The sequence below is a fragment of the Stenotrophomonas sp. YJH_SMC_81 genome (assembly GCF_059370875.1).
Genome location: NZ_JCAFUB010000011.1, coordinates 97,317 through 118,768, shown reverse-complemented (window position 1 = coordinate 118,768; position 21,452 = coordinate 97,317). Strand labels below are relative to the sequence as shown.

The 21,452-nt window shown below is 66.9% G+C and carries 20 protein-coding genes; 5 read left to right on the top strand and 15 right to left on the bottom strand.

What is annotated here, in order from left to right:
* The 3 genes from AC5P8U_RS17865 to AC5P8U_RS17855 all read left to right on the top strand — a co-directional run.
* Positions 1 to 812: autotransporter outer membrane beta-barrel domain-containing protein (locus AC5P8U_RS17865; protein ID WP_495214245.1), on the top strand; the 812-nt coding region annotated here is incomplete at its 5' end.
* A 545-nt stretch (positions 813 to 1,357) separates the two neighbouring features.
* Positions 1,358 to 3,343 (top strand): autotransporter family protein, encoded by a 1,986-nt coding sequence (locus tag AC5P8U_RS17860; protein WP_495214244.1) that lies wholly within the window; start codon positions 1,358 to 1,360, stop codon positions 3,341 to 3,343.
* A gap of 417 nt (positions 3,344 to 3,760) precedes the next feature.
* Positions 3,761 to 4,006, top strand: a complete 246-nt coding sequence (locus tag AC5P8U_RS17855; protein WP_447896958.1) for a hypothetical protein — start codon at positions 3,761 to 3,763, stop codon at positions 4,004 to 4,006.
* A gap of 59 nt (positions 4,007 to 4,065) precedes the next feature.
* Here the strand turns inward: AC5P8U_RS17855 and AC5P8U_RS17850 are convergent, their stop codons facing one another.
* Positions 4,066 to 4,389 (bottom strand): thioredoxin family protein, encoded by a 324-nt coding sequence (locus AC5P8U_RS17850; RefSeq protein WP_072168822.1) that lies wholly within the window; start codon positions 4,387 to 4,389, stop codon positions 4,066 to 4,068.
* Between the two features lie 5 nt (positions 4,390 to 4,394).
* Positions 4,395 to 4,811: a host attachment family protein gene (locus tag AC5P8U_RS17845; RefSeq protein WP_072168823.1), complete on the bottom strand. Its 417-nt coding sequence runs from the start codon at positions 4,809 to 4,811 to the stop codon at positions 4,395 to 4,397.
* A gap of 558 nt (positions 4,812 to 5,369) precedes the next feature.
* Here AC5P8U_RS17845 and proP point away from each other — a divergent pair.
* On the top strand, positions 5,370 to 6,860 hold the full coding sequence (gene proP, locus AC5P8U_RS17840; RefSeq protein WP_151355190.1) for a glycine betaine/L-proline transporter ProP: 1,491 nt from the start codon (positions 5,370 to 5,372) through the stop codon (positions 6,858 to 6,860).
* 72 nt (positions 6,861 to 6,932) lie between these two features.
* Here the strand turns inward: proP and AC5P8U_RS17835 are convergent, their stop codons facing one another.
* The 9 genes from AC5P8U_RS17835 to AC5P8U_RS17795 all read right to left on the bottom strand — a co-directional run bounded on the left by AC5P8U_RS17835 (position 6,933) and on the right by AC5P8U_RS17795 (position 17,327).
* The gene (locus AC5P8U_RS17835) at positions 6,933 to 7,562 is read right to left on the bottom strand and encodes an ATPase (protein WP_072168825.1); all 630 of its coding nucleotides are present in this window, start codon (positions 7,560 to 7,562) and stop codon (positions 6,933 to 6,935) included.
* A 3-nt stretch (positions 7,563 to 7,565) separates the two neighbouring features.
* A complete protein-coding gene (locus AC5P8U_RS17830) occupies positions 7,566 to 7,907 on the bottom strand; it encodes a type II toxin-antitoxin system prevent-host-death family antitoxin (RefSeq protein WP_072168826.1) in 342 nt (113 codons plus the stop codon).
* Between the two features lie 70 nt (positions 7,908 to 7,977).
* Positions 7,978 to 9,561, bottom strand: a complete 1,584-nt coding sequence (locus AC5P8U_RS17825; RefSeq protein ID WP_447896957.1) for a sensor histidine kinase — start codon at positions 9,559 to 9,561, stop codon at positions 7,978 to 7,980.
* 9 nt (positions 9,562 to 9,570) lie between these two features.
* A complete protein-coding gene (locus tag AC5P8U_RS17820; protein WP_005416747.1) occupies positions 9,571 to 9,975 on the bottom strand; it encodes a response regulator in 405 nt (134 codons plus the stop codon).
* 136 nt (positions 9,976 to 10,111) lie between these two features.
* Positions 10,112 to 11,566, bottom strand: coding sequence for a surface lipoprotein assembly modifier (locus AC5P8U_RS17815; protein ID WP_088496245.1), 1,455 nt, complete (start codon positions 11,564 to 11,566; stop codon positions 10,112 to 10,114).
* A gap of 90 nt (positions 11,567 to 11,656) precedes the next feature.
* On the bottom strand, positions 11,657 to 12,421 hold the full coding sequence (locus AC5P8U_RS17810; RefSeq protein WP_111007795.1) for a Slam-dependent surface lipoprotein: 765 nt from the start codon (positions 12,419 to 12,421) through the stop codon (positions 11,657 to 11,659).
* Between the two features lie 52 nt (positions 12,422 to 12,473).
* A complete protein-coding gene (locus AC5P8U_RS17805; RefSeq protein WP_447896956.1) occupies positions 12,474 to 15,602 on the bottom strand; it encodes a TonB-dependent receptor in 3,129 nt (1,042 codons plus the stop codon).
* A 182-nt stretch (positions 15,603 to 15,784) separates the two neighbouring features.
* On the bottom strand, positions 15,785 to 16,741 hold the full coding sequence (locus tag AC5P8U_RS17800; RefSeq protein ID WP_447896955.1) for a FecR family protein: 957 nt from the start codon (positions 16,739 to 16,741) through the stop codon (positions 15,785 to 15,787).
* An 82-nt stretch (positions 16,742 to 16,823) separates the two neighbouring features.
* A complete protein-coding gene (locus AC5P8U_RS17795; protein WP_188240929.1) occupies positions 16,824 to 17,327 on the bottom strand; it encodes an RNA polymerase sigma factor in 504 nt (167 codons plus the stop codon).
* A 321-nt stretch (positions 17,328 to 17,648) separates the two neighbouring features.
* On the opposite strand from AC5P8U_RS17795, the gene AC5P8U_RS17790 reads away from it, so the two are divergent.
* Positions 17,649 to 18,047 carry an OsmC family protein gene (locus AC5P8U_RS17790; protein WP_447896954.1) on the top strand — a complete coding sequence of 133 codons (399 nt, stop codon included), beginning with the start codon at positions 17,649 to 17,651 and terminating at the stop codon, positions 18,045 to 18,047.
* A 63-nt stretch (positions 18,048 to 18,110) separates the two neighbouring features.
* On the opposite strand, the gene AC5P8U_RS17785 is transcribed toward AC5P8U_RS17790, so the two are convergent.
* The 4 genes from AC5P8U_RS17785 to AC5P8U_RS17770 form a co-directional block, all read right to left on the bottom strand.
* The gene (locus tag AC5P8U_RS17785; protein WP_088496241.1) at positions 18,111 to 18,440 is read right to left on the bottom strand and encodes a hypothetical protein; all 330 of its coding nucleotides are present in this window, start codon (positions 18,438 to 18,440) and stop codon (positions 18,111 to 18,113) included.
* 97 nt (positions 18,441 to 18,537) lie between these two features.
* Complete coding sequence (locus AC5P8U_RS17780) at positions 18,538 to 20,283, bottom strand: putative porin (protein ID WP_072168828.1); 1,746 nt, start codon at positions 20,281 to 20,283, stop codon at positions 18,538 to 18,540.
* A 43-nt stretch (positions 20,284 to 20,326) separates the two neighbouring features.
* Positions 20,327 to 20,992 (bottom strand): cell envelope integrity protein TolA, encoded by a 666-nt coding sequence (tolA, locus tag AC5P8U_RS17775; RefSeq protein WP_088496240.1) that lies wholly within the window; start codon positions 20,990 to 20,992, stop codon positions 20,327 to 20,329.
* Positions 20,993 to 21,031: 39 nt separating this feature from the next.
* Positions 21,032 to 21,445, bottom strand: coding sequence for an ExbD/TolR family protein (locus tag AC5P8U_RS17770; RefSeq protein ID WP_005409874.1), 414 nt, complete (start codon positions 21,443 to 21,445; stop codon positions 21,032 to 21,034).
* Positions 21,446 to 21,452 lie beyond the last annotated feature (7 nt).

The window sequence follows — 21,452 nt, the reverse complement described above, 5'->3', positions numbered from 1 at the left end:
GGGCCCGCGTGGATGGCTCGCGTAACGGCTTCGATGCCGTCAGCCGCCAGCTCGACATCCGTGGCAACAGCCAGGCACTGACCGTCGGTGCTGATCTGTGGCGTCACGATTCGGGCAGCAGCGTGGGCGTGATGCTGTCCAGCGGCAACGCCAGCAGCACCTCCACCAATGAGCTGACCGGCTACTACGCCCGCGGCAAGGTGAAGGGCGAGGCGCTGGGCATCTACGGTACCTGGCGCGGCGGCAACGGTGCCGAACCGTATGCAGGCTTCTACGTGGATGGCTCGGTGCAGCGTGCGCAGTTCCGCAATCGCGTGGAAGGCATCGGCCTGGACGCGGAACGCTACGACAGCCGTGCCTGGCAGGGTGCGGTGGAAACCGGCTACGCGTTCCGTGTGGGCGGTGCCAGCAACGGCGGCATCTACCTGGAACCGCAGCTGCAGGTGGGCTACAGCCGCTGGGACAGCAACCGCCACACCGAGGCCAACGGCACGGTGGTGAGCACCGAGAATGCCAATGGTGTGTTCGGGCGTGCGGGCCTGCGCCTGTCCGGCGTAACCCGCCCGGGCAACGGCGCGGCGGAAGTGCAGCCGTACCTGACCGCCAACTGGCTGCACACCCGCGCCGAATCGCAGATCCGCATGGATGACGAGATCGCCGATGCACGCGTGCCGCGCAGCCGTGGCGAGTTCAGCGGCGGCGCATCGGTGAAGTTTGCCAACGGCGTCGGTGCCTGGGGCGGCCTGTCGCTGCAGCGGGCCAGCGGCTATCACCAGACCAGTGCGCAGGTGGGTGTCAGTTACAGCTGGTAAGCCTTGCGCATGGGAGGCGGCCAAGCTGGCGCCTCCCAACCGATCCACATGAACTTTCGTAGGCCGCTGGGACGGAGGGTCGAAGGAGACTTTCCATGAAGATCGCTGTTCGCCGTTTCCTCGCACTGGCTGTGACCAGCTATCTTGCCATGGCAGCTCCGCTGCATGCCGGATCGCTGAACCCTGGGCAGTCCGCAACCGTGCAACCGGGAGACTTGCCAGAGGCGTGGTTACTCATCAATGCCCGGCTGATCGTCAATCCCGGCGGAAAGACACTCGGCATCGACGCACATGCCCAGTCCACGGCGACGCTTTCAGGTGCCGAGGTGTCTGCATCAGCAGTAAACTCCACCGCAATCCGCGTCGCAAACAGCGTACTCACGCTCACCCAGTCGACGGTAAACAACACGGGTGGACGCGGCGTGGAGCTTACCTACGCCAGCTCGCAGGGACGTCCAAACCCCGTAGCCAACATCAGCAACAGCCAGATCACCGGCCAAGGGGCCGGCATCAGCGTGATAGGCGAAACATTCAGGCGGCGCGCTGTGCTGAATCTGGACCGTACGCAAGTCATCGGCCAGCTGGTCAGCACTGCAGATCCGGCACTGGCCGGCAACGGCATCGTCGCTTTCGAGGGCTCAGACATTCACGTGGGCAACGGAAGCGTGGTAACTGGCGCACAGAACGGCATCTACGCCGTAGGAAGTTCCACCAGCCCCATCGCCTCCACGGTGGTCATCGACGCTTCCAGGGTGGAAGGCAACGCAGGTGCCGCACTGATTGTCCCCGCACCCACATTGGCGCGCATCCCAGACTCCGACGTCCGCTTCACCGCCCGCAACGGCGCGCAGCTGATCGGCAGCAACGGCAACCTGCTGGAAGTCACTGCGGCCGCTGCCACCGTTGGCTTCACCGTCGACGACTCCAACCTCTCCGGCAACATCATCAACACCGCTGGCAGCATCGTCGATGTCGGCCTGACCAATAACGCCTCGCTGCGTGGTGCCACCGAGAACATCACGTCGATGGCGGTGGACAATGCCCGTTGGCAGCTGACCGGCAGCAGCAGCACCGGCTCGGTGTCGCTGGGCAGCGGCGGCGAGATCGCGCTCGGCGACGGCTCCGCCTTCCACAGCCTCAACGTGGCCGGCAACTTCAGCGGCGCCGGTGGCACGATCATCTTCAACACCGTGTTGGCCGGCGACAGTGCCGCCACCGACAAGCTGATCATCGGCGGTGACACCAGCGGTACGGCCAACGTGCGCGTCAACAATGTCGGCGGCGCAGGTGCGCAGACCGACAAGGGCATCGAACTGATCCAGATCGGTGGCACCTCCAGCGGCCGGTTCAACCTCTCCGGCCGCGCGGTGGGCGGTCAGTACGAGTACTTCCTGCACAAGGGCACCGGCACCGATGGCAACTGGTACCTGCGTTCGCAGCTGCCGACCGTGCCTGACCCGTGCGTGGCGAACCCCGACTTGCCGGAATGCCGGCCAGTCGATCCAGTCGATCCGGTCGATCCGGTCGATCCGGTCGATCCAGTAGATCCCGTGGACCCCGTGGACCCCGTGGATCCAGTCGATCCCGTGGGTCCGGTCGATCCGGAACCGGTGCTGCGCCCCGAGCAAGGCGCTTACCTAGCCAACCTGCAGGCGGCGCAGAGCATGTTCCGCGTCGGCTACCACGATCGCCATGCAGGCCAGAATGCCGGCCGCGCCTGGGCACGCGTGGATGGCTCACGCAATGGCTTCGATGCCATCAGTCGCCAGCTCGACATCCGTGGCAACAGCCAGGCACTGACCGTCGGTGCCGATGTGTGGCGTCACGATTCGGGCAGCAGCGTGGGCGTGATGCTGTCCAGCGGCAACGCCAGCAGCACCTCCACCAATGAGCTGACCGGCTACTACGCCCGCGGCAAGGTGAAGGGCGAGGCGCTGGGCCTCTACGGCACCTGGCGTGGCGGCAACGGTGCCGACCCGTATGCAGGCTTCTATGTGGACGGCTCGGTGCAGCGTGCGCAGTTCCGCAATCGCGTGGAAGGCATCGGTCTGGACGCGGAACGCTACGACAGCCGTGCCTGGCAGGGTGCGATGGAAACCGGCTACGCGTTCCGTGTGGGCGGTGCCAGCAACGGTGGCATCTACCTGGAGCCACAGCTGCAGGTGGGCTACAGCCGCTGGGACAGCAACCGCCACACCGAGGCCAACGGCACGGTGGTGAGCGCCGAGAATGCCAATGGTGTGTTCGGCCGCGCGGGCCTGCGCCTGTCCGGCGTAACCCGCCCGGGCAACGGCGCGGCGGAAGTGCAGCCGTACCTGGCCGCCAACTGGCTGCACACCCGCGCCGAATCGCAGATCCGGATGGATGACGAAGTGGCCGATGCGCGCATCCCGCGCAGTCGTGGCGAGTTCAGCGGCGGCGCATCGGTGAAGTTTGCCAACGGCGTCGGTGCCTGGGGCGGCCTGTCGCTGCAGCGGGCCAGCGGCTATCACCAGACCAGTGCGCAGGTGGGTGTCAGTTACAGCTGGTAATCGGTCGCCTTCGGCCCGTGGTCGATTCGATTGCGGGTTTGTCTCAAGGCGGGAGGTGTGGCTGCCGGACTGGGGTTCGCGGCCACGGCGTGAAGGGCGCGACAGGGATTGTCGCGTCCGCCACTTGTTTGCCGGGATCTACAACGGTGAGTGATGTGACCTTTCGATTCTGCCCATTCGGCAGACACCATCAATGAGCGTTCCACGTCGTGATGCGTACAGGATGGCGCCGCAGCGGACATGCCGCTGCCGGGATTGGAACCCCCGAAAGGAAGGACAGAGATAGCCCCTCGTAACTACGGCGGGCGCTGCGCGGCGGCCGCATGGCCCTCCGGCTTTTCTCGTAGCTCAGCCGAAGTTCCAACCTCGCACCGCCCGCCACCCTTGCGGTGGACCTCGCACCCAAGGAGTTTCCGCATGAAACACCCACGCCCGCTCAGCCCGGCCATGGAGTCGCTGTTCCAGCGCATCGAGCATGCCCTCAACAGTGCCGAAGGCATGGCCATCCTCATCGGCGAGCAGTACGGCCCCGAGCCGAAGCCACCCGCACCGATGGGCTACGACGCCAAGCAGATCGCCAATGCGATGGTCATGCTGAGCCAGCATGGGCGTTGCCTGCTGCAGAAGTTGCGCGCGGAAGCGGAAAGGGTGACCTATCACTAGACCGCGATGCAGCCAAGCCTGCTCGTCGCCGTGCGGGCCGCAGGCAGCGACTGCTGCCCTCAACCCGGCAACGCGCTCCGCAACGTGGCGAGGTCGGCGCTGTCGACCGGCCTCACCACCCGCGCAACTTCCTGGCCGTCATGCAGCAGCACCACGGTGGGCCACAGTTTCACCTTGAAAGCACGCCCCAGTGGCTTTCCCTTGCCATCTTCGATCTTCCAATGCACCAGATCATGGGCGTCCACAAACGCCTGGAGTGTGGGTTGCGCGCCCTGGCAATGGCCACACCAGGGTGCACCGAACTCGAGCAGCAGCCAGCCCGCCTGAGCTTCCACGTCCGCGCCGGCGGGCTCCGCCGCCGGGTAGTCACGCATGAACGGCATGGTCGTCACCCCGCCAAGGCCTTCTGGATGTCCTCCACCGGTGAATTGGTCAGATCCTTGGCAATATCGCCCAGCAGGCGCGCCTGGACCTCCTTGTGCAGCAGCGGGCGGATACGGCCCAGCGTGGTCGGGTCTGCCACCAGTACCAGGTGTGCATAGCGATTATTCAAGGCATCTTCGTTGAGCTGCTCAGCCACCTGCTTGGCGAACGTCGCTTCGTTGAGCTGAGAAATGGACATGTCCTTCGGCACCGCACCGGCCGGCCCCTGACCTGAGATACCCTGCTCGCTGATGTCCTGCAGGCGCAGTTCGCCTTCCTGCTTCAACGTCAGCTGATGTTCGTCGCCAACGTTGGTGAACACGCGGGCCGAACCACCATCGGCGACGATGATCAGCGTGCCTTCGGGAATGCGACGGGTCATGCGATGCTCCTTCTCGATTGCGTTCGGCACTACCGTAGACAGCACTGCGTGAGCGCTGCGGCCAGGGTTCGTTCAACGCGTGTCATCGCATGCGTTGCGGATGAACAGGCGCCATGGAACACAGCGTGCAGATCAGCACGCTTCTCCGCACGCTCACACCGATGCCGTTATCATGAACCGATGATCGACACGACCCACTACGTGACGGGCGCACCTGTTACGTGGGAAGCACTGCCGACCGGCGCTTCGCTTGCCACGATGGCTCCCGCCCTGCCCTTCCATCGCCTCGCGCTGGATCCCGGCGGATGACGCCCGCAGGCGCTCTGCCTGCATTCCCACGCTGACGTGACCGCTGGCCGCTGATTGCGCGGCTGCAGCGGTCTGTTTCCGCATGTCCACCGTTACGGCGGTACGTTGACGTGCGCGTGGCGTCGTGCCTGCGCACATTCTCCCTGCCCCCGATGCCCCTGCGCCACCTGCGTCTGCATCGCCGTTTCCGTTTCTCGGGACACATCACACCGTCTATCCCGCACTGTATTTACCAAACAAGGAGTCCCCATGCAGGACACCCCCGATGCACACGCCCACTTCGGCTGGTTCAAACGCCGCCGCCACCTGAAGGTCGATGAGATCACCGTCGTCGACAAGCCCATGCTCAAGCGCGCCGTCGGCGCGGCCGCACTCGGCAATGCCATGGAGTGGTTCGACTTCGGTGTCTACGGCTATCTGGCGGTCACCATCGGCCAGGTGTTCTTCCCCTCCAGCAATCCCACCGCGCAGGTGATCGCCGCGTTCGCTACCTTCACCGTGGCGTTCCTGGTGCGCCCCTTGGGCGGCCTGGTGTTCGGGCCGCTGGGTGATCGCTACGGCCGCCAGAAAGTGCTGGCGTTCACCATGATCCTGATGGCGCTGGGCACCTTTTCGATCGGCCTGATTCCCGCCTACGAGCGCATCGGCATCTGGGCGCCGGTGCTGTTGCTGCTGGCGCGCGTGGTGCAGGGCTTCTCCACCGGTGGCGAGTACGGCGGCGCGGCCACCTTCATCGCCGAGTATTCCACCGACCGCAACCGCGGCCTGATGGGCAGCTGGCTGGAGTTCGGCACGCTGGGCGGCTACATCGCCGGCGCAGGTACTGTCACCGCGCTGCACATGCTGCTGAGCAGCGAGCAGATGCTGGACTGGGGCTGGCGCATTCCGTTCCTGGTAGCCGGTCCGCTGGGCCTGCTCGGCCTGTACATGCGCATGAAACTGGAGGAAACCCCGGCTTTCCGCGCCTTCGCCGAGGAAGCCGAGAAGCGCGAGCACGATCGTCCCGGGCTGGGCGCGCTGTTCCAGGTGCACGGTCGCCAGCTGCTGGTATGTATGGGCCTGGTGCTGGTGTTCAACGTGACCGACTACATGCTGCTGACCTACATGCCCAGCTACCTCAGCGTCACCATGGGCTATGCCGAGAGCAAGGGCCTGCTGCTGATCATCATCGTGATGCTGGTGATGATGCCGCTGAACATCGTCGGTGGCGTGTTCAGTGACCGGCTGGGCCGCCGGCCGATGATCATCGGCGCGTGTATCGCGCTGCTGGTGCTGGCCATTCCGTGCCTGCTGCTGGTCGGCAGCGGCCATGACGGGCTGATCTTCCTCGGCCTGATGCTGCTGGGACTGGCACTGGTGTGCTTCACCAGTTCGATGCCGTCCACGCTGCCGGCGCTGTTCTATACCCCGGTGCGCTACAGCGCGCTGTCGATCGCCTTCAACGTCTCGGTGTCGCTGTTCGGTGGCACCACGCCGCTGGTGACCGCGTGGCTGGTGGAACGTACCGGCGACCCGCTGGTGCCGGCCTATTACCTGATGGGCGCGGCGGTGATCGGCCTGGTGACCATGCTGTTCGTGAAGGAGACCGCCGGCCTGCCGCTGCGTGGCTCACCGCCGGCGGTCGGCTGCAGGAAGGAAGCCGCTGCGCTGCTGCTGAGCGATGCACCGGTGACCGTGGACCGGACCCTGCCACCGCTGCCGGACGTTGCAGACCCCGAGCAGGTGAAGCCTGCGTTGTAGAGCAGAGCACGCGCTCGGCTGCCCTTCGGGGAATCAGCCGAGCATGGGCTCGGCTCTACAACGCACGCGCCCTCAATCGCGCGGACTGTTCAATTCCATCGCGCGCATCACGATGGGCTTGGCCCAGCCGGGCGTGTGCAGCAGGTCGGCTACCGCAATGGGGTACTGCAGTTCGCCTGCAGCCATGGCCAGTACCGGCAGCGGCACCACGCAGCCCTGCGCGTCGGCCGGTGCGCTGTTGTCGTAGACATGCAGCTCGGCCAGGTGTGGCAGCAGCTCCAGCAGGTTCGCGCGCGCGGAATCGAAACGCGCGCGGATCCTCTCCACCGGAATATCGTGGCCGCCAGCGGCCACCCGCGCCGCAACACGGGCGATGTGCAGCTCGACATCGGCCAGCCCACAGAACCAGATCGCCACCTGATGCCGTTCGCAGGCCTCACGCAGCAGGTGCGGAATGGTATTGCCGCCGAGTGTGGTCTCGAAGGCGAAGTCGGTGCCATCAGCCATGGCCTGGCGCAGGCGGCGGGTGCCTTCCTGCCATGCCTCCGCGTTGGCCTCCGGCAGCGGCCAGCCGGCGTCGACCAGGCGACGGGTGAACGAGTCCGGGTTGAACCAGCTCAGTCCTTCGGCGTCCAGCCAGGTGCCCAGCAGCGAACTCTTGCCGGCGCCATTGACGCCGGCCAGCGCCAGGATGCGTCCCATCGATCAGAGCGGACGGCCGAGGGTGACTTTGCGGCCGCGCCGGATCGGCTGGTCCAGTACCTTGCCCAGCCCTTCTCCGCGCTGCAGCCCGGCCAGGGTCTGGTCGAATTCGCTGCGCAGGCGCAGCAGTTCCTCGCTGCGCTCATCGGCATCGCCGCCGGCAGCCTTGGCCAGCAGCTCCTGGTAGGTGCGGATATCCACGATCACCGCTTCGGGGTGATTGTGGTTGGTGATGACCAGCGCCTGCTTTTCGCGCACGGTGCGCATCAGGCTCGGCCAGCCCCGGGTCTTCACCGACGAGGCCGGGGCCTTCTCGAGGCCAGGCAGATCCAGCGGCAGGGTCATCACACGGCTCCAGGCGGGGTGGATAAGCGACACTATACCCAATTTGGCCAAATTGGAGATAAATACCCTTTTACCCAGGCAGCCCGGTGTCCGGGGCGTCGGTCTGCAGCAGGCTGTCGCGCTCGCGCAGCGGGAAGCGGATCCAGGCATCCAGGCCTTGCGGGGCAAAGCGCAGCTCGCCGCTTCCGGCCAGTTCATAGGGCACCCGCTGCTCGATCAGGACCCGGCCCAGGCCACGCTGGCGTGGCATCTCCCACCCCGCCACCTCGGCATGGCGCTCGCACCAGTGCAGGCCCAGCCACGGCTGCCCATCCTGCACCTGCAGGTGCCAGCAGACATCGATCCGGCCGTCCTCGTGGGCCAGCGCGCCATACCGCAACGCATTGGTGGTCAGCTCATGGATGGCCAGCGACAGTACTTCGGCCGCCTTCGGTGGCAACAGCACATCCTCACCCTGCAGGTGATAGGCGGCGGCCGGCGTCTGCGCCGCGATCTCCTCCTCGAGCATGCCGCGCAGGCAGACCCCTACATTGGCGCCACGGGTCAACAGGCTCTGCGTGCGCGCCAGTGACATCAGCCGCGCGCACAGGCGCTCGGCATACTCGTCCACGCTGCCGACCGATGCGCGGGTCCGCCAGGCAAGGGCATGGATGGTCGACATGATGTTGCGCACGCGATGCTGCAGTTCGGCCAGCAGCACCGATTGGCGCTCGGTGGCACGCTTGAGGTCGTCGATGTCCACGGCGATCGCGAACACGCCACTCACCCCGCCATCGGCATCACGCAGCGGTGCGGCGGCGACACGCGTCCAGCGCGCGCGCCCATCGTCATGGATGAACTGGAACTCCAGGCCTGGGACCATCGTCTCCCCCCGCAGGGCGCGGGCGATGGCGAAATCGTGGGGTTCGATGCGCGAGCCATCGGGATGCGTACCCTGCCACCGGTAGTGGTTGGGGCGATCCGTGGAGGGCACCTTGCCGGTGGGAAGATAGGTCCGCATCTGGTCGTTGGACAGTTGCAGGTTGCCGTCGGCATCGACAATGCAGACACCCACCGGCAGCACCTTGAAGGCCAGCGCCAACCGGCGGTCGCTCTCACGGCGCTTCTGTTCCTCACGTTCGCGGGCCGCCTGCGCAACGTGCGCGGCCGTCGTTTCGAACATGGTCACCAGCACGCCGTTGATGCACCCGTCCTCTCCGCTTATGGGGCTGTAGGTGATGGTGAACCAGACATCCTCCAAGCGCCCCCGCCGCGCCAGCGGATAGAGCTTGTCCTCATAGGTGATGGTCTCGCCCTGCCACACACGCTGATAGATCGGGCCGTTGATGTGCCAGACCTCGGGCCAGCACTCGCGCGTCGGCTGGCCCAGTCCGCCAGGATGCTTGTCAGCCAGGATCTCGGCATAGCCATCGTTGTAGAGCTGCACCAGCTGCTCGCCCCACAGCACGATCATCGGAAAGCCGTGCGCAAGCATCAGGTCGACGGTGGCGCGCAGGTGCGGCGGCCATTGCTCGATCGCACCCAGTGGCGTGCCTGACCAGTCGTGCCGGGCAATACGGGCGGCCATGCCGTCATGACGCGCATGCGCCTGCAGCGACGGCGGCATGCCCGCCGGGCGCTCCACGGCCCGGAGGCCTTCGGTGTGGCGCGACATGCCGCGCAATCAGGCGATGCCCGCAGGGGCCTGCGGCGTCGCCACCAGTCCCGCCAGCTGCTGGACCAGGGCCTCGATGTGATAGGGCTTGGTGCAGCGTGGCGCATCCGCGAAGCGGCTGGGCAGGTTGTCATCGTAGCCAGAGGTCAGCATGAACGGCGTACCCGCTTCGGCCAACCGGTCGGCCAGCGGGTACACCTGTTCACCGCCCAGGTTGATGTCCAGCAGGGCCACATCGATGGGGTTGTCATCCAGCAGCCGGCCGAGTGCCTGCAGGTCCCCGGCCGGCCCCACTACCTGCGCGCCCTTCAACTCCAGGTAGTCCACCAGGAACATCGCGATGGCGAATTCATCTTCCGCCACCAGTACTCTCAACCCTTTCAGGCCTTCTGGTTTGTTGCCCGCTTCCAGCACGACCGGCGCTCCTCGATACACGCGGCCCACCTCCGCCGCAACGGTCGTAGGATGCGCGAACCGGGCTACAAGGGCGCGTGATGATCGATGAAGATCGCAGCCGCGGCGCATTCACTCCGGCCTTGCAGCGGTGCGTTCAGAACGCACGCTCCCATTTCAGGCTCAGCAGGCTGCGGTCATGGCTGTACAGCCAACCGACGTTGCTGTCGATGCGGGCGTAGCGCAGGCCCAGGCTGGGCACCAGCCCGCCCACCGCCAGCCGCTCGCTGCGCACGATGGCGATCAGGTTCTGTTCGTCGTCCTGCCTGCGCGCCTCCAGCAACGGACTCCAGGCATCATAGTCACGGCGACGCAACGACACGAACACCGTGGCCGTGGTGCCACTCCACTGGCGCGCCGCGCCCAGCCGCAGTCCGCGCTGGCGGTAGCCGTTGGCCGGGTCGGCTGCGCTGCTGTCGGTCAGGTCCATGCCCGCGAACAGGGTCCAGCGCGGATTGAGCGCGCGGAACCAGGTGGCATACAGCGCTGCCAGATCGCCATCGTAGTTGTCAGCCAGGCCCGGCTGCCGGTAGCGCTGGCGCTTCCAGTCGGCCTCCAGCTTGAGCAGGCTGCGCCCGTCCAGGGCGTACTGCCACTCGCCGTGCACGCCGCTGCCGCCCTGCAGGGCGTGGTTGCCCAGCGCCTGGAAGTCATAGCTCGGCGCCAGCTGCAGGGTGTGCCGTGCACTGCGCCAGCTGTAACCGGCCTGCACGCTGGCGTTGAGCTCGTTGTATGCACTGTACCCGCGCCATGCCTGACCGAAAGCGAGACCGCGCACGTAAAGTCCATGATGGCCGGCCCACGCCCAGCGCCGTTCCAGGTTGGCGTCGTAGTCCAGGCCGGTGGCGCGCTGCGCTTCGGGTAGCGTGCGTTCGATCAGGCAGGTGTCGCCGACGACGAACAGGCAGGTGCGGCTGGCCGAACTGCGGTTGATGTTGTCGCTCCATGCAGGCCCGGCGGCGACCGCCGCCTTCCAGCGCCTGCGTGCCTGCAACGCGTCCAGATAGCTGTCCACGCGAGCGCGGACACCCGTAGTGGCCGGATCGTTGCTGTCGATACCGGCCTTGATTGCACCGAACAATGCCACCGCCTCGCGGTCGCGCTGGTCTTCGGCATAGACGCGTGCCAGTTCAAGGCGGGCGGGCAGGAAGTCCGGCTGCGCTGCCAGCAGCGCTTCGTACTCCCGTGCAGCGCGCGGATGGTCACCGGCCACGCGGGCCAACGCACCCTGCGCGTAGTGGCGCAGCAGCGGATCGTGCCCCGGAAGCTCGATGTATTCGGCCAGGAACGCCGCAGCGGCCGGCCACTGCTGGTGCTGCAATGACAGGTAGAGGGCCTGGCCGAGATCATCGACGGTGCGCTCCACCCGCACGGTCTGGCCATCGATGGTGAGCGTCGGCCGTTGCGATTCGGCCTGCTGCAGGCGCTGCTGGTCCTGCTGCTGGTGGCGCAGTTCGCTGCCCTGTTCGAGCACGCGGCGCAGATCGTCCTGCTGGGCGCGCACGTCGGCGGCAACCAGCAGCAGGAACACAAGGAAAATGGGGTGGCGCATGGTCGATCCGTGGCGGTGCATGCAGCGGGCCGAAGCAGGGACTGGCGGATCGCGGCTTGTCCCTGCCCTGCCCCGTCAGGGGCGTGGCAATCAGTTCTTGCTGCCGCCGAAGGCGGTGTCGTACTGGCTGTTGCCGGCGAACGTAGCGATACCGGCCAGGGTGGCGGCGTTGGCGCCGAAGAACTGGCCCTGGCTGTTGCCGGTGACCGAACCGTTGGCCACAGCGGTGCCGGCGAAGGACGCATCGGCGCTGTTGATGTTGGCGTTGATCGCCAGGGTCTGGCCACCACCGGCCAGGCCGCCGGTCAGCTTGCCGGTACCGAAGTTCGCGGCGAAGGTGCCGCTGAGCAGGTTGCTGCCGTTGAACTTGTTCAGGCCGGCCACCTCGTACGTGGCGGTGCCGCTGGGCAACGTGGTGCCCGCGCGGTCGCCAGCGAAGTAAACCTGGCGGTTGTTGAAGCCACCCGCGGCGCCATCCTTGGACCATTCACCGAACCACACATCGCCACTGCCCACCTTGACGAAGTTGAAGTGGCCCATGCCGGCATGGTTGCCGGGGGTACCGGTGATCGGCATGGCCAGCGTACGTACGGTCACGTTGCCCACGGTGGTGGGGGCCGAGTATGCGGCCAGGCCCTGGAAATCGACCGGCTTGGCGTTGGAGACGGTGCCGACACCGATGCCGGCCTTGCCGGCACTGTGCGGGCCGCCGTTGACTTCGGAAGCACCGACCTTGACGTACAGCTGCGAATCGGTGGCCGCGCTGGCCGCACCGACGATGTCGGCAGCCTGGGCAGCACCGGCCAGGGCAAAGGTGGCGGCCACGGCCAGTACGGAACGGGAGATCATCTTCATGGAACTACTCCTTGGGTTGAGGGAACTACGGGTACAACAACGGAACAGGTCATCAGAAGCGCGCGGTGACACCGAGCTTCAGCGTGCGCCCTGGCGCCGGCAGCGTGGAGCGCGTGGCCGGGTCGACGTAGTAGCGGTTGCCGAGGTTGGTGCCGACCAGCTCGATGCTGGCATGGTCGTTGATGCGCCAGCGCGCGTAGGCATCGACGGTGGTGATGTTTCCCCAGGTGAACGGCACGTTCTGCCAGATCAGGCCACCACTGCCGGCGTACAGGCGGTCACGGTAGGCCTGCAGGTCCGGGTTCTGGTGGCGCTGGTAATGCACGATGCGGCTGCCCAGCTCCAGGCGCTCATCGAACAGCCGGGTGCCCAGCGACGCGTTCACCGACAAGCGGGGAATGGCCTGGGTCAGCAGGTAGCCACTGACGAAGCCGTCCTGCACGCAGTTGGGCACCTTGCCGGCGAGTGCATCGAGCTGCACCGCCATGCTTTCGTCACAGACCTTGTTTTCCAGCGTGCGGATGATGCCCAGGTCGGTGAAGAAGCGGCGGTTGTCGAACCGGGCCTGCAGCTCCACGCCGCGGATGCGCTGCTTGTCCAGGTTGTCGAACAGGAAATTGCCGTCGCGCTCGATGACGTTGCGGGTCTTGTGCACGTAGTAGGCCAACTTCACGTCGGCATCCGCGGTGTTGCCGAACAGCGCCGACAGGTTGTGCACGTAGCCCACTTCGTAGTTGTAGGCGTGCTCGGGCTTGAGCGGGTACAGCGGGTTCAGGCTGCTGGAGAACGCGATGGTGCTCTCGAACATGCTGGGGAAACGCACCGCCTCGCTGTAGCGGACGTAGGCGCGCGCATTGGGCGAGAAATGCGCGGTGGCCGAGAAGGTCGGCAGCCAGGCATGGTCGCGCCTGCGCTCATTGCGCCCGGACACCGTCTGCGGCCGCCCGCTCTGGATGCTGCACAGGATCTGCGCACCCTGCACCGGCAACCGCCCGGGAATGGCCGCCACCTGGCCATTCAGGCAGGGGTTGCTGGCACGGCTGTAGTTGCCGTCCGCATCCGGCAGCCACGGAATGGTGTGGTCCACCGCAACCGGCGTCTCATACCTGCTCAGCAGGCCCTTCAGCAGATCATCAACGATGAAGCCCATGCCGATGCTGTCCCAGAACGCGCGCTGCGACTCGATGGCGTCGATCTCGCCCTGCAGGCTGGCCGGGCGTTCGGGCAGTTCGTTGACGCGGTAGCGGGCCTCCTTGGGGAACACCGAGGTGGTCATCAGCTCCGGGTGGTCCTGCAGGAAATCATCAAAGGCCCAATAGCGCGCGTAGCGCACGCCAGCACTCAGGGAGAGGAAATCCACCGGCAGCCAGTCCAGCACCAGGTAGCCCTCACCTTCCTGGCGGCGTCCTGCGCGCGGGTACATGCGCCAGCCATCGCTGACGCCGAAGTACGGGTCCGCCGAGCGCAGTTTCTCGAACTGCCAGTTGCCGCCCACGGTCAGGTCCAGGGTGGAATGCAACGCGAAGCGGTTGCTCAGGGTCAGGCCGGTGCGGTCGTTGCGGGCATTGGCCAGCGCGGTATTGCGCAGGATCGGGCTGCTGCCGGGGTTCCAGTCGGGGTTGCTGGCAAAATTTGGGAAGCCGCCAGCGGTGTACGTATCGCTGGTGGTTTCGGTGCGCCACAGCTTGGCACGCAGGTCCAGCCAGCGGCTGCCGGCGGGCTGCCAGTGGTATTCCAGGTTCCAGGCATCGGCATCGACGCGGCTGAGCGGCCACTGGATGCGACCGTAGTCGGGCGCGGACAGGATGCGCGAGGGCATGATCTCGCCGTAGTGCGAGAGCGTGCGCCGCCAGGTCGCGCGCAGCTGCTGGTCGTCGTTGATCTGCCAGGTCGCTTTCAGCAGCCACGATTCCTGCTCGCTGGAGGTATTGGGCACCTCGTCGCCGGGCTTGAAGTAGCGCGCCAGCGTGGTGATGTAGTCCAGGCCCTTGTACTCGAACTGCTCGCGCGGATCCTGGTCGTAGTACGCCGCGCCCCGGGTGCCGGAAAAGTAGTTGCCGCGCTTGCGCCAGGCATAGGCCGCCATCAGGTCCACGTGTTCGCCACGCAGGCCCAGCGCCAGCCGCCAGGCCTGGTCTTCCCCGGCGAACACATTGGTTTCAGAACCGCGCGACTTCACCGGCACCAGCAGCGTGCTGTCGGCATACGGTGCCGAGGGCGAGCCCTGCGGGAACCCGGGCACCGTGCGGTAATCCTCGCCGGTATGCAGCCGCGGCAGGCGTGGCGCCACCGCATTGCTGCTGCCTTCGATCTTCAGCTCCCCGCCGAAGCGCTCACCGGCAGCAGCAATGTCGTCAACGTCGATGGTCTTGATCACCAGCGCGCCACCGATCCCGCTGTGCACATCGCGCACCAGCCCTGGCCCCTTGATGACCTGGATGCCACCGATCAGGTTGGGATCGATGTAGTTGCGGTTGCTGACGCCGTTGTAGCCGCGCCAGACCGTGAGCGCCTGCTCGCCACCGTCGATGCTGACCGGCACCCGCCCCGGCCCCTGGATGCCGCGGATGTTGATGTCCAGCGCGCCGCTGTTGCGCGCATCACCGCTGAACACACCGACCAGATCCTTGACCACGTCGGCCGGGTTGGAGCCGCGATAGCGCTCCACACGGTCGCGCCCCGAGTACGCCGTGGTCAGATCCAGCGCGAACACATCATCGTAGCCGCGCCGATCGCGGGCCTCGCCCCCTTCCGACTGCAGGCGGCCGGCCACGTCCAGTGTTTCGGTCACCCGCACCCCTTCCCCTTCCCCTTCCCCTTCCCCCGCCTCCGCTGCGGCGCGCAGGCTCCAGGTGCCATTCATGTCGCGCTGGGCACGCACACCACTGCCGCGCAGCAGCTGCTGCAGGGCCTGCATCTGGCTGTACTCGCCGCTCACCGCGCTGGATCGACGGCCCTCCACCAGGTCACTGCGGAAGACCACCTGCACATCGGCCTGGCGGCCAAAGCTGCGCACGGCATCGGCCAACGGTTGTTCCGGAATGGCGTAAGTGCGCAGCGGTGCGGCCACTGTGGCTTGCGCCTGCACCACCGGCACCCAGGCCAGCGGCAGCAATGCGGTGGAGATGGCCAGGGCCAGGACGGTAGCGCGACGATGACAGGCGGATGCCGTGGACGGCATGGAAAGGAACTCCTCAAGCGGGGCGGGACCACGGGCACGTCCGGTGCCCGGTGGTGTGTCTGGCTTGAGAAGAAACGCGGTTTCGCTCTGGCTATACCTCTATAGACAGCGGGGTACGACGACTGCCCACGGTTTTTTCATGTTTTTTCATGCAGCCGGTTCATGCGTGCTCCGCGGGCGCTTCACCACACCAGCAACGCACCACCGGGCAAGCGCTGCACCCGCAGTCCCGCCTGCGCGGCCACGGCGTCGATGGCCGTGTCCGGCTGCTGCAGATGGAACAGGCCACTGACCCGCACGCGTGTGCCCTGCCCGCCCACCACCCAGACCGGGGCACGCCGGTAGCGGCCGAGATCGGCGATGGCCTGCGCGGCAGGCAGACCGTCGATCACCACCTCACCACGGCGCCACGGCGCCATCGCCTCCGGCGCGGCCTGCCGAAGCGGCTGCAACCAGCGCCCGTCACGGAACGCGCGCACCTGCCCGGCGCGCAGGCGCTGCACGCTGCCATCGCCCGGGCGCACATCGACCACGCCCTCGCTGACGTCGGTGGTGATGGTGGCGCCCTGCATCGACACGCTGAACGCCGTACCGATATCGCGGATCTGGCCACCGCCGGCCTCGACCTGGAACGGTCGCTGCTCATGCGCCACCTGGAACCAGGCCTGCCCGTGCAGCAGCTGCACGCGCCGCTGCTGGCCATCGAACGTGAATGCCAGTGCGGTGCCGGCATCGAGTACCGCCGTGCTGCCGTCGTCCAGCCGCACCACGCGCGGCGCATCGCTGCTGCGCACATCGCTGCGCGCCAGCAGCAACGCGTGCGGAGTGGCCGCGACCATCAGCACTGCGGCCGCAACACTGGCGAGCAGCCAGCGCAGACGGCGGCGCGGTGCGATCGGGCGCAGCCCCTGCCGATCTGCGGTCAGCTCGGGCAGCGCGGCCAGCACCTCGGGCCCGGCAGCGTCCAACCGCTGCCAGAAGGCCCGCTGCTGGCGCCAGGCCCGCGCGTGGCGGGGATCGGCCTGCAGCCAGCGCTGCAGGGCTCGTTGCTGGCGTTCCGGCAGCGGGCCTGCACTGCGCAGTATCACCCAGCGCAACGCCTGCCTGGCCTGACGCGGCGAGGGTTCGGAGGTGGTCATGATTGTGGCCTGCCGCACCACGAACGGGTGCGCTTTCCTGTTGTGACAACGGCGGGCGCGATCTGCCCACGGTAATCGCCACTCATCGACGCATTCCCTGCTGCTGTTGTTGGATCAGCAGCGCTGCGCGCAGCACATGCTTGCCGACCAGGCTCTTGGAGATTCCCAGGCGCGCGGCGATTTCGCGCTCGCTCAGGCCCAGGTAGCGGTTGAGCACGAAGCACTCGCGCACCTGGGCCGGCAGGGCGAGGATGGTCTGGGTGATCTCGCGCAGCTGCGCCTGGTCCAGCGCCTGCGCCTCGCCATCATGCCCTGCATCGCCCATGTCGACGGCGTACTCGGCCATCGCTCGCCGCTCGCGCGCGTCGGCATGGCTGCGGTTGAGCGCGTGATGGTAGGCCATCCGGTACAGATAGCCGCGCGGCTCCAGGATGGGCGGATCGCCGGGCACGCTGCTGGCCTTCAGGTACAGGTTCTGCAGGGTGTCCTCGGTACTGGCCGGGTCGAGATAGCGTGCGATGAAGCGGGACAACGCGCGGCGCTCGCGGATCAGCAGCTCGACCAGCGCCAGGGCATTGGGAGACATAGGTGCCAAGACCGGACCGGGGAATGATGGGCGTGATGGCGACGGTCCGGACGTGGATTGTGGGCTGCGCGGCCGTGGGCGGCAAGCCGCGGGCTCGTTCATCCACGCATGGCAGGTGCTCTGCGAACTGCAGCGCGACTGGGCCCGCTCGGCAACGGTCCCGGATTTCATGAACCTCTTCATCGCAACCGGTGGTACCGCGGGCATCCAGTTCTCGTACGATCGTACCGAGTGATGGGGTGGCGGCGCCGGTCCTGGCTGGGGCCGCCCTTTTTGGCGCAGTCGAGCCTGGCTCGACGCCACAGACAGATGGAGAACGTGATGGCCTACGCACGCATTGTTTCGACCGCCGACAACTATCTGCACCACATCAGCAACGGCAGCTTCGATGTGGACGCGGACGAGCCCGCCTCGCTGGGCGGCCAGGGCAAGGGCTTCGCACCGTTCGACCTGTACCTGGCCTCGCTGGCGGCGTGTACCGCCATCACCCTGCGCATGTATGCGCAGCGCAAGGGCTGGGAGCTGGGCGAGTTCCATGCCGAGCTGCGCTCGGAACGTGACGAGGATGGACGTTTCCACGTGCACCGCGTGCTGCATGCCAGCGCCGAGCTGAGTGATGCGCAGTGGCAGCGGTTGCTGCAGGTGGTGGAGAAGACCCCGGTGACCCTGGTGATGCGCGAGGGTGCACGCATCACCAGTGAGCGCGGGGGTGCTGCGTAACCCCATCCACGCATGGCGTGGATCTACTGTAGAGCCAAGCCCATGCCCGGCTCTGCAAAAGGCTCAGCGCCGTGAATGCAGTACGGTGCGCTGGCGCATCGCGTTGAATTCCTGCTCTACCTGCTGGATATCCTCGGCCTGGAACCCGGCCGCGTCCAGCAGCTGGTCGGCGGCGGCGGCCGCCAGCGGATCATCGTCACGCTGGCGCCAGCAGCGCGCTGGCAGGAAGTAACCCACTTCGCTGCGCCCGCGCATGATCACCACCGGCCGGCCCGCATACAGCAGGAACTCCGCCAGGTGCTGGCGCAGCCCCTCCACCGAGACATAGGCCGGGCCGACGCCCAGCGATCGGCTGGACGGTTCGGAACTTTCGAACAGCTTGCGACGGCTCATCCACTCCTCCTTATGTGCAGCGCGTGGTCTCCTTTCCCTAGACGGGCGCATCGCTGCACCCCCGCCACGCACTACGTGATCCACATCACGCCGTCACTCAGAACCCGGTATTGAACTCCAGCTGGAACACGTCGATCGACAGTGGAGCACCGGACACTTCCTTGGCCGCCATCCACTTGCCGCTGATCCAGCTGCGCGCGTCCAGCGCGTAGGCGCCGCCCACGTAGTAGCCGCGGGCATTGGTGCCTCCGAGGTGGAAGTTCGGGTCGTTGTAGGCGTCCGGCAGCGCATCGGCCTCGATGCGCTTGTAGCCCAGCAGCGCCTGCCACTGGCCCTTCTCCTTCAGGTCGGTGGCACCGAAGGTGGCCTGCACCATCCAGGCGGTGTCGCCGCTGCGGAAGGTGTCGATGCTGGCGGTACCACCGGCGCCGTAGTTGTTGACGATGCCGTTGTTGGCGCGGCTGAACATCGCCTGCTTGTCGTAGGCCAGGTTGCGGATGTAGTCGCCGTCCAGGCGCAGGCCGATGCCCTGGGCCAGCTGCGTATCCCAGCGCAGGTTCAGCGTGGCCAGGCGGAATGCCGAGGCCAGGCCGACGTACTGCGGGGTGGGCGTGTTGGCTGGATCCAGCGGGTTGCGTGCGATGTCGCGGATCAGCATCAGGGTGTTGCCCTTCTGCATGAAGGCCGGGCGCGACCAGTCGGTGTCGCAGCCGACCGCGCCTGCGTACAGCGCGCACGGCGAGGACAGGCGGCCGCTGATGTTCTTGAAGTCGTAGTAACCCAGCGCCGCGCGCAGCGCGTTGTCATCGTTGAAACGCCAGTTCACGCCGACCTGCGCACCGGACAGCCACTTGTTCTCGTTCGGAGTCTTGACCCGGCTCTGGCTCGGCGAGCTGTCGGAGGTGTACTCCAGCGGCACCACCGCGAGGTTGCCGAACAGATCGAGGTCGCCGTCATCGAAGTCATACTTCAGGTTCGCAGCCAGGCCATCGAAGTTGATGTCGTTGGAGAACAGCGTGTCGCTGGTCCAGAACGGATTGCCGAAGCGGCCACCGCGCACCGTCACCCAGTCCGCCGGGCTGTAGGCCAGCCAAGCCTGGTCCAGCCACACGTCCTTCTTGCTCAGGCCGCCACCCAGCTGCTCGGTGGTCGACACCGGGCCATTGCTGCTGCCGCTGGCCAGGCGCACGCCGGCCGTGGTGTGCTGGCCGATGGTTGCCTCGATGCCCAGGCGCGCACGGATGCGCCACAGGTTACGGCGGTCCTGGCGGGTGTTCAGCAGCGGCGGCAGCTGCAGGTTGGTGTTGGTGTTGGTGTCGAAGCCGTTGCCGGAATTGATCGACGACCAGTTGCTGACGATGTCGCTGTTGCGTTCGGAGAAGAAGCGCGACTCGCTGCGCACGCGCATGTCACCGGTGACCTTGATGCGCTTGGTCCACTCAGCCACTTCGTTCGGCGCCGCCCAGCCCTCGGACCTGGCCTGCGTCATCACCTCCTGGCGCACCTCGTCACGAATGCCGTCGCGCACGCTCTGCGGTACGTAAGGCACGCGCACGTCACCGGGCTCCAGGGCCACGCCACCACTGGCGGCCGGTGTCCCGGCGGCCGCGGTGTGCTGCAACGCCGCTGCTTCGGCCTGCGCCTGCACCAGCAATGCCTGGCCGTCTTCGGGCTTCAGCGCACCACTGGCGATCAAGCCCTTGATCAGCTTGACCATGGTGGTTTCGGCGGCCATCGCACCGGCCGGGGCGGCCAGGCTGAGCAGCACGGCGCAGCACAGCAGCGCCCGTCGGGCCGGCCGCGGGCGGCGGGAATCGGTTCGTGCGCGGACGTGGTCGTTCATCACGGTTCTCATCGAATGAAGGGAAATCACGGAGTTCGAGGAATCAGGCCCCGGGCCGGCGGCCCTGGATCAGGACGCGGGCGGGGAAATCAAGCGACGGCGGCGGTGCCTGGTCGACCTTGCCGATGCGACGCAGTGCATCGAGCACGGCCGCGTCGGCCTCCTCGTTGCCACTGCCACGCACCAGCTCGACCTTTTCCAGGCGACCATCGCTGGCCAGCCACACATTCACCTGCAACTGGAACGCCAGGCGCTTGACCTTGTCGTCGCGCGAGATCGCCTGCTGCATCAGGTAGCCGAGGTAGCGCCCATAGGTGGCATTGCCGGCACCGCCACGACCGACACCGGACGAACCGCCACCACTACCGGACTGGATGCCGAAGTTGTCGCCACCGGCCTGCGCGTCGGCATTCATCGTCACCGGATCGCTGTTGTCCGGGGTCGGCGTCGGCTCTTCGGCCGGCGTCGGCTGATCCAGCGGCTCCGGTTCGGGCATCGCCTCTTCCGGCGGCGTTTCCGGTTCCGGCGGTTTCTCCGGCGGCGGCGGGGGTGGCGGAGGCGGTGGCGGCAACGCCAGCATCGGCGGCTGCACCACCGGCCGGCGGGTGCTTGCGGTGTCCTTGAACAACAGCCACCACAGCGCGACGCCAAGCACCAGCAACGCGGCCAGCACCAGCGCGACGGTCACCAGCAACGGGCGGCCACGCATGCCGGGCTCCTGCCGAGGGGGTTGATGGGCGGTCATGCCTCAGCCCTGCGCCTTGCCGGTGACCAGGCCGACCTGGGCCAGCTCCAGGCGCCGCAGCAGGTCCAGCACCTCGACCACGCGGGCATACTGCACCTGTGCGTCGCCGCGCACGATCACCGGGAAATCCGGCGTGGTCGCGCGTTCGGTACGCAGGCGATCTTCCAGCTCGGCCATCGTCACCGGGTAGGCATCCAGGAACACCTGGCCGCTGGGGTCGATGGTGATCGCCTTGGTCTTCGGCTTCTCCAGCGCGACGCTGTTGCTCGCCTTCGGCAGGTTGACCTCGATGCCGGGGATGGAGGCGTTGCTGGTCAGGATGAAGATCACCAGCACCACCAGCAGCACGTCGACGAAGGGCGTCACGTTGATGCCCTTCTCGCGCTTCTTGATGCCGAACTTCGCCTTCTGGCCCATGGCGCGC